Annotated in this window: 10 protein-coding genes; 4 read left to right on the top strand and 6 right to left on the bottom strand. The window is 51.5% G+C overall.

Going from position 1 to position 10,892, the window contains the following annotated elements; all coding sequences use genetic code 11:
* Positions 1-15 precede the first annotated feature (15 nt).
* The 4 genes from CCA01S_RS15780 to CCA01S_RS15770 all read right to left on the bottom strand — a co-directional run bounded on the left by CCA01S_RS15780 (position 16) and on the right by CCA01S_RS15770 (position 4,720).
* On the bottom strand, positions 16-1,419 hold the full coding sequence (locus tag CCA01S_RS15780; protein ID WP_157076559.1) for a hypothetical protein: 1,404 nt from the start codon (positions 1,417-1,419) through the stop codon (positions 16-18).
* 68 nt (positions 1,420-1,487) lie between these two features.
* Complete coding sequence (locus CCA01S_RS15490; protein WP_198150045.1) at positions 1,488-2,555, bottom strand: GNAT family N-acetyltransferase; 1,068 nt, start codon at positions 2,553-2,555, stop codon at positions 1,488-1,490.
* Positions 2,539-3,525, bottom strand: coding sequence for a polysaccharide deacetylase family protein (locus CCA01S_RS15775; RefSeq protein WP_157076558.1), 987 nt, complete (start codon positions 3,523-3,525; stop codon positions 2,539-2,541). The genes CCA01S_RS15490 and CCA01S_RS15775 overlap by 17 nt, the downstream gene beginning before the upstream one ends.
* Positions 3,518-4,720 carry a hypothetical protein gene (locus CCA01S_RS15770; RefSeq protein ID WP_157076557.1) on the bottom strand — a complete coding sequence of 401 codons (1,203 nt, stop codon included), beginning with the start codon at positions 4,718-4,720 and terminating at the stop codon, positions 3,518-3,520. The genes CCA01S_RS15775 and CCA01S_RS15770 overlap by 8 nt, the downstream gene beginning before the upstream one ends.
* Before the next feature lie 91 nt (positions 4,721-4,811).
* On the opposite strand from CCA01S_RS15770, the gene CCA01S_RS14830 reads away from it, so the two are divergent.
* Together CCA01S_RS14830 and CCA01S_RS14825 are read left to right on the top strand one after the other, a co-directional pair.
* Complete coding sequence (locus CCA01S_RS14830) at positions 4,812-5,780, top strand: IS5 family transposase (RefSeq protein WP_066459894.1); 969 nt, start codon at positions 4,812-4,814, stop codon at positions 5,778-5,780.
* Positions 5,781-5,979: 199 nt separating this feature from the next.
* Positions 5,980-7,014 carry an IS630 family transposase gene (locus tag CCA01S_RS14825; protein ID WP_066459892.1) on the top strand — a complete coding sequence of 345 codons (1,035 nt, stop codon included), beginning with the start codon at positions 5,980-5,982 and terminating at the stop codon, positions 7,012-7,014.
* Between the two features lie 35 nt (positions 7,015-7,049).
* Here CCA01S_RS14825 and CCA01S_RS14820 read toward each other — a convergent pair whose 3' ends face one another.
* Entirely contained in the window at positions 7,050-7,394 is a 345-nt protein-coding gene (locus CCA01S_RS14820) for a MarR family EPS-associated transcriptional regulator (RefSeq protein WP_066459896.1), read from the bottom strand.
* A gap of 234 nt (positions 7,395-7,628) precedes the next feature.
* On the opposite strand from CCA01S_RS14820, the gene CCA01S_RS16395 reads away from it, so the two are divergent.
* Positions 7,629-7,901 carry a type II toxin-antitoxin system HicA family toxin gene (locus CCA01S_RS16395; protein ID WP_439951513.1) on the top strand — a complete coding sequence of 91 codons (273 nt, stop codon included), beginning with the start codon at positions 7,629-7,631 and terminating at the stop codon, positions 7,899-7,901.
* A gap of 56 nt (positions 7,902-7,957) precedes the next feature.
* Positions 7,958-8,374, top strand: a complete 417-nt coding sequence (locus CCA01S_RS14815) for a type II toxin-antitoxin system HicB family antitoxin (RefSeq protein WP_066459891.1) — start codon at positions 7,958-7,960, stop codon at positions 8,372-8,374.
* Positions 8,375-8,460: 86 nt separating this feature from the next.
* Here CCA01S_RS14815 and CCA01S_RS14810 read toward each other — a convergent pair whose 3' ends face one another.
* Entirely contained in the window at positions 8,461-10,794 is a 2,334-nt protein-coding gene (locus tag CCA01S_RS14810) for an autotransporter outer membrane beta-barrel domain-containing protein (RefSeq protein ID WP_066459890.1), read from the bottom strand.
* Positions 10,795-10,892: the final 98 nt, after the last annotated feature.

The raw sequence follows: 10,892 nt of genomic DNA, 5'->3' as shown, positions 1-10,892 counted from the left end.
TAGTTGAAATTACGATCACGAATGATCTGATGGATGCAATAAATTAGACGAAATAACTTTTATCGACAAACGATCGAAGCACATAAGGTATTTATAAAGACCGCCCCAACAGGTAGCGCCAAGACCAAGGAAAACAAGCATAACAGGCAGCCTCAAGCGATATATAGTACCAACATTTGGAGAAATCAAACAATATATGAGAAGCCAACTAATTGAGAACAGAAAAATAATCACAGCGGAAGGTATAGAAACGACCGACACTACTCCTTTGAAACCGCCCAGAGTGACAGAAAACAACCAAACAAGGAACCACAATAATATACCTAAGTACATTACATATAGCATGCTAACCTCAGCTGCTGAAGCCACAATCATAGCCGACGCGCCAGGCGATCTACCCTTCCTAAACCAAGCCTCAGGGAAAGGAGCAAACAAGCCAATCTGCAATGCCCGAGGGACGTACTTAACAACATCGCCTGCCTTATTAAAATTTACATCAGAGTCTATATTAGAACCCGCATCAGGATACCCATATATCAAGACCCGACGAGTTCGTGCCACATCCTCAAACAGACGATCAACCTTGCCCAAGGCGGGTGTCCCAACCCACCCACCTACAGCATCTTTAATCTCTAGAGCCGCTTCCGCTCCGTCCAAATGTTTTTCAAGAGAAGAGCTTGGAGCAAAAATAAAAGCACTCGTTATGACAATAGATAAAAATCCATTAATCAGCTTGAAGTGCTTACAACAAAAAAACTTAAAGAACACCAACAAAGCAAAACACACAGACTCAGAAACTAGAGCAAATTTTAAGGCATATGGCCTAACAACCCATATGGACAGATTGGAAATTGTCAATAATAAAATTATATAAGTAACACCCTTGTAATTGCCACTTGACGGATAGCAACAACAAACAAAGACATATAATATGACAATAAACCCAAAAATAGAAAATATATCCTTGCTTAATTGCGCGTAAGTTAAAATGAATGACGGAAACACAAATAACATAGAAACGCATACACTCGCCACTACCGCAGACCCAGATATTTTTCTAAAAATCAAGTATTGGAATACAGCGATGAGTCCATATAAAAAAGAGTTCAACGGCAGCATAACCCAAGGCTTAGACACACCAGTTATTTTATACAAAAATGCAGCTATACCAGATACTGCCTGTCCACTTGGGCGGAGCCCCCAAGCAGCCCAGCCAGAACGATTAATGTTATCCACTAAATTTAAAGCCAGTCTGTGAAAATAAACCCAATCTCCGCCCACAAGCAAACCAGACCCAGCATCCCAGGAACCAAGAGGAATAACAACAAATTGAAACAAGAACCCGATCGCATTAGCAAAAAGAAAAACAACAGAAAATACAATTAGAGCACCGATCGGAATGCCAGCTCTTTTGTTCACTTCAATCCCTTGTTCATCATAAAATAATAGATAAAATTTATTAATGCCTTAATAAACGACATGTCGAATCACACAGTATCTGAATCAGCGTAGCTTATATAAAAATTATCCATATCAAAGGGCGGACAATCAGCCCCACTTCTAAACCATCGCATCCCAAAGTACAATTTTATTGGCTGCAGCAATCTAGGAAGAGGTAAAAATAAGGACCTCCTATATATAAAATTATTTATATATCCCCGCTTATTCCAGGCAAGAATTACATCTGCCTTCATACTACAGATTTCTCTAACTACACTCCTCATCAACACACCAGCTTTGTGCTGAAAATCTGGATCATAAATAAAATCCATTAAATACCCTATCTTTCCTCCATGCTTTTCCAAAACAACAAACACCGCAATCGCGATCAAATCCCCATCAATCTGAAGTCCCCTAATCTTGTAATTAAAGCCAGGCTTCCTCAGGAACCTCCATTCCATGTACTCAGAATCTCTATTGACAGCTCCACCAAGTTTCTTAGAAAATTTGTTCCAAATAGAATCGTACCCTATGTTTTTAAAAGTCGATATGTTTATAATCGAGCAACCCTTGTCATAATTAAACAAGGATAACAATCGCATCACTGGATTAGAAATAAAATTACCCAGCCAGATATTAGAACTTAACTTACACAATTTTTTTATAGGATAAAAAACATTATTTACATAGAACATATACGGAGGATAATTATAATTAACCCACTGTAAACGATTAAAGAAACCGGGCGCAGAATTAGAGTTTGGAAAACCATAAACAAATGCAATCCCATCGGCACTTGCCGCATTATATGCCGCATTTGACAATTTCAAAAAGAGCCCCTTTCCTCTATGGTGCGCATCAGTTAGAGTATCAATGGACTGGCTTGCCATTACTTCCACGCCCTGAAGAATTACCCTAACTTTCATGATGCTATATACAGCAGCATCGCCTCCTTCAAGTGTCGTGGCCATAAAAGAAACAGCGCCGCCAGCACTATTATCTGCATACATCCAGCGCAGCCCATCCAGCGACTTGGGATTTTGATTCTGTTCGAAGATTTTAGATATGCGCTGCACACCCGCCTCTCCGCTGAGACTTTCAATTGAATATTCCATACCGTTCCCCCAGTTCATCCTTCATTGTGATCACATCCAAAACACCAGAATCCCTATAATCTGAGACCAGCATAAGTATTTTTTCCAATTTACTAAACATACCCGAATCACGGATAAAATTATGTGGATGTGTATAAAAATGAACTCTCAGATTAGAGGATACCGCCTCATCTACAAATTTTTTTATCCTTTGAACAGATACCCGACTAGAAATGCTATTTCTAATTCCAATCCTCGCATTAAGAAATTTACCAGCGCTCAGCGCAACCGGCTTATTAAAATGAGGGGGAGGGGATTTTCCAGAAATTTTGCCCACGGGGATCATGTCTTTTAAATCGAAGGATGTAAATTCGTACGAAAGCCGCATCAACCGTTCGACAAGCCCAAGGCCCTGCTCTCGCGGGTCCATCTCTCTATATCCATGGAACCCAAAATCACGAAGCAACTTCAAATACCCAACAACATTCCTTGGAAAGATTATATTTTCAAAAAAAATACCTTTTTCTTGTTGCACCGCATGAATTAAGCTTAGATCCCTATCAATTGATTCAACAGGCGTGTTTATCTCATCATACGGAACATGAAATCCGCCGTGAGAGCATAACTCATGCTTACCGTCCTCCATTAACATGGCCAATATTTCTGGATGAGACCAGCCATCGTATTTCCCATTATTAATATCTTGTCTGACCGGAGCTAACCAATCTCGATTACAATATAACAATTTAGGCACAGAACTTACTCGGTCTCTAAGTTCATCATGATCCATGCATAACGCTCCAACGATTCCGAAAGTGGCCGATACTTCATATTTCCTGAGAAGCGCCAGTATTCGGCAGTACGCATCACGCAAACCCGAGCCATCAATATAACTGAGTGTTTTAGGCCCTTGATCTGCCACACCCCACTTACCTTCACTGTCGAAAGAAATAGTGAACCTGGCGCGGCTTTCATAATTATGATTACCCACCTAAGATCTCCCTATTTGCTTTATTAAATAAAATAAATCCAAAAACAGACGATGCAACAAGCACATAAAAAACCGCAAAAAGCAAACTATTGATTGACGCGGAAAAATATTCCAATACGCCTATGGAAACGCACCCAACAACCATAGATATAATCATTATTACTGCATAGTTGATATTAACACCCAACCCCAAACAAACGACAACAGAAATTCCGCGCCAAAACAAAACAACAAACATGGCTATCACAAACATAAGAAAGCGAAACAACCAATAATTATTTCCTAGCATTGATCCAATCAACACGAATAAGAATGACGCTACGCATGAAAGATAAATCAATTTGACAATAAATGGCTTAGCAACAAACATTTCCGAAGTCTTTTTTACATAAATTCCAGCAGCATATTCTATGAAATTTACAGAAACAGAAGAAATTTGATATATCAAAGAAAATATACCAAGAATCCTCAAATCACCAAAATATAGAATATAATATCTTGGCATAACACTATTCAAGCTCATCAAAGAATTAAAAAACCCGAGTCCATAATGCGATTGAATAAATTTGCACACATCGGCCAGCCCTGTAAATGACATAACGCCATGCTTTTTGCATAACGGCATCTCAACCAAAATAAATACAGCAGCAAAACCAATAACAAAAGATATATATACTGAATTCAATGCATGAACACCAAAAACAAAATATAATACTCCAGACAAAACAACAACGGAACTCATCTTATATAGCGCAATTTTTGTCGCCACCATTCCCCGTTCGCTCTGAATAAGAACCACAGCCAGCACATCACCAAACAACTCGATAAATTTGTATATTGCCATCAGAGCATAATCGTGTAGCCTAATGTCATTAGAACCGTAATACGCAATCCAGGCTCCAATGATCACGGAAAAAGGGGCATAAACAAAAAAAGCTGATGTAATTAGATCCGTGAACGTTTTTTCTCTATTTTTACTAACGCCGATTAATTCTATATACCTAAAGGTGACAAACATGGTTAGCGGCGCGAGTATTGCTCCAACAGCAGAAAACTTGCCAAGCTCAATTATTCCACCAAAAACCGAAATAAAAAGCACACTATAAATGATTATTACAAACCCAAAAACCCTTGCACCACCGACTTCCAGCGCTTTTACAAAACCATTTTTATTTATATATGTCATTAGATGCATTTCTTAAACCACTTAAGGAACATCTGATTAAGTCGCTGGTTTAGTAAAATTGACATCATTCGCTGCACCCCATGCCCTGACGAGCCACCCGATGCGACAGATCAGCTTCTCCGATGCCGAATTCGCCAACCAACGCAAGCGCACCCGGCGTGAAGTGTTCTTGGCTGAGATGGACCAGGTGGTGCCTTGGGTGCGCCTGATGGCTTTGATTGAGCCCGTGTACCCGAAGGCGGGCAACGGGCGCAGGCCCTACGCATTGGAGACAATGCTGCGTGTGCACCTGATGCAGCTGTGGTTCAACTTGTCGGACCCGGCCATGGAGGAATCGCTCTACGACATCACGCCGATGCGTCAGTTTGCAGGCCTGTCGCTCACGCACGGCGGGCTGCCTGATGAGACCACGATTCTGAATTTCCGCCATCTGCTTGAGCGCAACAATCTTGCGCAGCGCATCTTCGCTGAGGTGAACGCCATGCTCACTGAGCACGGGCTGGTGCTGCGCCACGGCACGATTGTGGATGCCACCATCATTGCGGCGCCCAGCTCGACGAAGAACAGCACCGGCACGCGTGACCCCGAAATGCACCAGACCAAGAAGGGCAATCAGTGGCACTTTGGCATGAAGGCCCATATCGGTGTGGATGCTGAGTCGGGGCTGGTACACACGGTGACGGGTACCGCAGCTAACGTCAACGATGTGACCGAGACGCACTCGCTGTTGCATGGCGAGGAGGATGCGGTCTTTGCTGACTCGGGCTACACCGGGGTGGCCAAGCGCGAGGAGAACCGAGCCACCGTCGTGGACTGGTACATTGCCGCCAAGCCCAGCGCCGCCAAACGCATGCATGCCTCGCTGCAGGAGACGGCGGCCCGGATCGAACACCTGAAGTCTTCGATCCGCTCGAAAGTCGAGCATCCATTCCGGGTCATCAAGTGCCAGTTTGGTTTCACTAAAGTGCGCTACCGGGGCCTGGCCAAGAACACGGCACAGATCCAGATGCTGTTTGCACTCTCGAATTTGTGGATGGCGCGACGAACGTTGATGAGATCCATGGGGTAGGTGCGCCCGCAATGCGCCGGCAGGCCGCATGAGCGGTCTGAATCGGGGCAAAACAACTGTTTTTCGGGCGCTTTGTTCCATGATATGAAAATCTGGCTGCTTTCGGGCTCGTCAGATTGAAAGTTCACCTCGACTGGACTTTATCGATGGCTTACTAATTTTATTGAAAGTAAAGTCATGTTAGATTATAATATCCAGCATGAAATGCAAGCGAAATTCTGACGGTCGAGCCCATGACCATCACACTCTACAAGTCATGCGTCAGCAGGCCATCAAGGCCGTGCGTGAGGGGCAACCCGTGGCACAAGTAGCTGCTGCCTTCGGTGTGAACGAGCGCAGCGTTTTTCGGTGGCTGGCAAGCTTCGCAGAGGGCGGGCAAACCGCCTTGTTGGCCAAGTCCATCCCGGGGCGTCCGTCGAAAGTAACCCCAGAGCAGATGGCTTGGATTGCACGTACGGTCCAGGACAAAACTCCGCAGCAACTCAAGTTTGAGTTTGGCCTTTGGACGCTTGAGTTGATCCGCCACCTGATCAAGCGTGATCTCGGGGTAGAGCTCGCCGTCTCGAGCGTGCATCGAATCATGAAGGTGCTGGGTTTTAGTGCGCAGAAGCCCCTGTATCAAGCCTGGCAACAAGATCCGGTTCTCGTCAACGAGTGGGAAACAAAGACCTTCCCTGCGCTGCGAGCAGAGGCCAAGCGACAGGGAGCCATGATCTACTTTGCGGACGAATCTGGCATTCGGTCGGACTACCATACGGGCACTACGTGGGCGCCCAAAGGCCAGACGCCTGTTGTGGCGGCTACCGGGCGCCGGTTCTCGCTGAATATGATTTCTGCCGTGTGTACGAGCGGTGAGCTGCGCTTCATGCTGCACGACGGCTCGGTCACCGCCAGCGTGTTTCTGGCTTTCCTGAAGCGTTTGATGGTGGGGGCAACGAGGCCGATCTATCTGATCGTGGATGGTCATTCGATTCATAAGGCCAAGATGATCAAGGACTTCGTGGCGTCTACCGAAGGGATGCTGCGGCTGTACTACTTGCCACCGTATTCCCCGCAGCTCAATCCAGACGAGGTTGTCTGGGCTCACGTCAAACGAGAAGTCTCGGGCCAACTGGTCCAGAGCAAAGAACAGATGCATCGCCTGGCTCTGGGAGCGTTGCGACGAATTCAGAAGCTCCCTGGGCTGGTGAAGTCGTTCTTCAGGCAGCCTGAATGCCACTATATTCATACATGATTTTACTTTCCAAAATATTAGTAATCAGATGTTCCTTAACTCTTGAAACCATCCTCTTCCGCTTCCTGCCTCAATTGTTCAATCTCCCGCTTCAACACCTCGTATTCCTGCATCTTTATCTTCAAGAAGTTCTTGGTCATCTCGGCCTTGGCGGTGATGCCGGCGGGGGTCAGCAGATAGGCATATCCCAGCTTGTTCTCACTATTTCGAAAGTTCTGCATCTTGATCAACCCCTTGTCCAGCAAGGCGCGCATGCAGTAGTTGGTTTTGCCCAAGCTGATACCCAGGGCCTGCGACAAGTCGCGCTGGCTAAGGGCCGGATCGGCTTCCAGCAGGCGCAGCACTTTCAGGTGACTTTCTTCGGGGGGTAGGCTGGACAAGATTGTGTCTTCAGACACGCTACCGCCGTGCTGTGACACGGTCAGCAAGCGCTTGTGGGCGGGTTTTGGCGTTCAAGACGTGAACGCGATAGTACACCACGCAGTAAACCCTAGGGAATACCCTGTTACAAAACGTCAGACCGGGCACATCCTCGCACAGGTGGACGTGTCCGGCCGGTTTTACTACGGGATGTTGCTGATTTTAAAGCATGGATCATCGGCCGCCACTGAAAGATGCAACAGTTGATTCAACCTGAAAAACGAACAAAAATACTTGTATTAATAAACAATTTTGTTTATCATAAAATTATGACCCGAAGAGGGAATGCGGTGAAACAAAGCGAGTTCAAGCGATGGCTTACCACCCAAGGGGCAACCTTCAAAGAGGGAGCCAACCACACAAAGGTCTACCTGAACGGCAAACAGACCATCATTCCCCGGCATCCTGGCAAGGAATTAAAACAACCCTTGGTTGACGGCATCAAGAAAAGATTGAACCTAAAATAGCAACGCGGCCCCGCAAGGGGTTGGGTGCTTGTGACATATCAAGCATAGGAGCCCACATGTTCTATCCCGCTCATTTCAATAAAGCCCCAGAGGGCGGCTTCGTCGTCACTTTCCGGGATATCCCGGAAGCCATCACCCAAGGCGACACCGAAGCCGAAGCACTGGAAATGGCCGCCGACGCCCTGCTGACTGCAATTGACTTCTACTTCGAAGACCGTCGGCCAGTCCCGCCCGCGTCACCCCCGCGCAAGGGCGAACGCCTGGTTGCACTACCAGTCAGCGTGTCGGCCAAGGTGCTGCTGCTCAATGAAATGCTGGCCCAGGGCATCACACCGGCAGAGCTTGCACGCCGATTGGGCACTCGGCCACAAGACGTCAACCGGATTGTCAACCTGGCGCACACGACAAAAATCGACACTATCGAGCATGCCCTGTCCACGTTGGGCCGCGAACTGGAAATCACGATCCGATAATCGCTACAGCAATTCGCTGGATCACCTACCTGTTGGCCAATACGCGCCGCACCGTTTAACCCGGCGCGGCGCGCGCTATCAGGCCATCATGGCCTGTCCCCAAACAGTATCCGCACCCCCAGCCAGGCGCCGTGTTGCAGCTGTCCGCCGCCTGTTTGCCCGGTGTAGGCCAGGATGACGGTGGCACGCGGGCTGATGGGCGCCTGTACGCCTACGTCCAGCTGCAGGGCATGCCGGGTGGCGGGCAGGCCCTGGGCGTCGAACCTCTGGCCTGGGTCGGCCTGATAGACCTGTGGGCTGTGCAAGGCGCGGCTGCCCCACAGGCGGCGCAGGCTGAGGGCGGCCTCGACGACGGCTTCGCCTGCCGTGGTGTCCCAGCGACGCTGGGCCTGTACGCCCAGCTGGGTCAGCCACCGAGTGTCGGTTTGCGCGGGCAAGGTGACGGCGGCCAGGCTGCTTTGGGTTTCAGCCACGGCGGGCCGCCGCAGGTGCAGCCAGGCGCCGCGCGCCCAAGGGGTGATGCCCCAGTTGCCCAGGGCCAGGGGCTGGGTGGGGCGCACGTCCAGCCAGGCCTGGGTAAGCGTGGCCCGCGCCCGGCTGTGAAGGGCGGGGTCGGCTGCGGCGGGGTGGCGTTCGATGCGGGCGCGGTGCCAGGCGTGGGCCAGGCCTGCGCTCCAGGCCATGTGGGTGCCCGCCTGCCGCAGGCCCAGGCCCAGGTGGGCGGCGCGGTCACGCAGCTGGTACGGCTGGGTGCTGCCGTCGGCCTGCGCGGGGCGGCTGTGTTGCAGGCTGTCTTGCACGCCGACAAAGGCCGACCAATGCCCGCTGCGCCCCCAGGGGCGGCTGATGCCCAGCTGTAGGCCACTGGTGTCGCGATCATCCCCCAACAGGCCGTTGCTGCCCTGGCGCTGGCTGTTGGCCCCCCAGCTTTGCAGCCAGGCGCGGCCCTGGGCGCCATGTATCAGGGCCGATTCGCGCACGAAACGACTGTCGTCCAGCAGGGCGCTGCGCCAGTTGGCGTCGGCATGGTTCAGGCCGCGGCGGTTGTAGGCAAACTGCAGGGTGACGGCCTGCGGCCCATAGCTGAGGATGGGGCTCAGGTAGGGCAAGGTGCTGCGCACCTGGGCAAAGCGTCCGTCGCCGGTGGCCTGCCCGACGGGGGTGCTGGCGGCCGGGTCGCCCGCTTGCACGGTCTGGTAGTCCAGCCCGCCGTCGGCTTGCACGATGATCCAGCGGCTGGTGACCGGGTGCCAGGTGCCCAGGGTGGGGGCAATCAGCAGGCTGCCCGCCAGGCGGGCGGTGCCCAGCGACCACAGTTGGTCGGCCTGGCCATCGGCGCCGATGCGGATGCGCGTGTGGCTGCTGTCGGCCAGTTGCAGGTGGTCGCCGAACATCAGGGTGCCCAGGTGCCGCGGGTCGCCCGGCTGCAGGTGTCCGGCGACAGCGGCGTCCTGGATGTAGCCGATGCCCGAGAGCGTGGTGCCGGGCAGGCTGTGGATGGTGCCCAGCCACAGGTGGCCTCTGTCGAGGCTGATTTCGCCCACTTGCAGGCCGCCTTCGCGCAGCTGGAAGGGGTGGGCGGTGATGGCGCTGCTGCCCAGAAAGCGCAGGGTGCCGGCTCCGTCTTTGACGGCGGGGGTTTGGGCGCGCAGTTCGCCGCGCAAGGTGGCGGTGCCCTGCTCAACCCGCAGAGTGGCGGGCTGGCCGCTGGTCGGCAGGCTGCCCAGGCCCCAGTGGCTTGGCAGCAGCGGGGTCATGGCGGCGACGGGCTGCACGTGGATGCCCTGGGCGATGTCGATGCCGTTTACGAGTTCCAGGCGCGTGCCTTCCGCCATGTCCAGGAAGTTGCTGGCCAGCCCCAGGGCCTGGCCGGACTGTACGGCCAGGCTGCCTTGCATGAGCAAGGTGTTGCCACGGTAGTGGTTGGCCCCGGCAAGCGCCAGGTGGCCCTCGCCCAGTTTGATGAGGTTGTTGGGGATGCCGGGGTCGTCGCAGCGCGCGGGGTCGCTGCTGGCGGATGTATCGCCGCAGATGGGGCCGGTGATACTGAGGGTCTGCCCCTGATGTACGTCGTACCCGCTGGTGGCGCCCAGCAGTTGTTTACGGGTGATGGTCTGGCTGCTTGAGGCTTCAAGCAACTGGCCGTTCAAAATGAAAGGCGCCGGGGATGTGATCCACGGCGCCTCGGATGGGGTTGGCTGAGCTGCGGCTGGGGGCGGCAGCGGCAGGGTCAGGTTCACGGGGTCTGGCGGGGGCAGGGCTTGGGCAGGGCTGTGATGCACGCCACCCAGGACGAGGGTGACGGCCAGGCAGAGGCGGGCTTTGGCCTGGGTGCCTGTTTTGATGGCCAGGCTTTTGGTGGCCAGGCTTTTGGCGGCGGGGCGCGGATACGCGCGAGCGCGGGGGTATGGCAATGACATGGTTTTCTCCTGTCAGGTTTTACAGTCACAGGACGTGACAGGAGTTTTTTAGCCAGTTTGATGTCTATTTGTAACTTGGGGTTAGGCCGGGCACGAAA

The organism is Castellaniella caeni NBRC 101664 (assembly GCF_001592225.1).
GTDB classification, from domain to species: Bacteria; Pseudomonadota; Gammaproteobacteria; order Burkholderiales; family Burkholderiaceae_B; genus Castellaniella; species Castellaniella caeni.
Note: the sequence above shows the minus strand (reverse complement) of the source record. Positions and strands in the feature narration are given on the sequence as shown.

Coding starts and splice junctions, on each gene's coding strand:
- CCA01S_RS14815 (WP_066459891.1), top strand. CDS start 7,958: ATGTTCTATCCCGCTCATTTCAATAAAGCCCCAGAGGGCGGCTTCGTC.
- CCA01S_RS14825 (WP_066459892.1), top strand. CDS start 5,980: ATGAAATGCAAGCGAAATTCTGACGGTCGAGCCCATGACCATCACACT.
- CCA01S_RS15770 (WP_157076557.1), bottom strand. CDS start 4,720: ATGCATCTAATGACATATATAAATAAAAATGGTTTTGTAAAAGCGCTG.
- CCA01S_RS14830 (WP_066459894.1), top strand. CDS start 4,812: ATGCGACAGATCAGCTTCTCCGATGCCGAATTCGCCAACCAACGCAAG.
- CCA01S_RS15490 (WP_198150045.1), bottom strand. CDS start 2,555: ATGGAATATTCAATTGAAAGTCTCAGCGGAGAGGCGGGTGTGCAGCGC.
- CCA01S_RS16395 (WP_439951513.1), top strand. CDS start 7,629: ATGCAACAGTTGATTCAACCTGAAAAACGAACAAAAATACTTGTATTA.
- CCA01S_RS14810 (WP_066459890.1), bottom strand. CDS start 10,794: ATGTCATTGCCATACCCCCGCGCTCGCGCGTATCCGCGCCCCGCCGCC.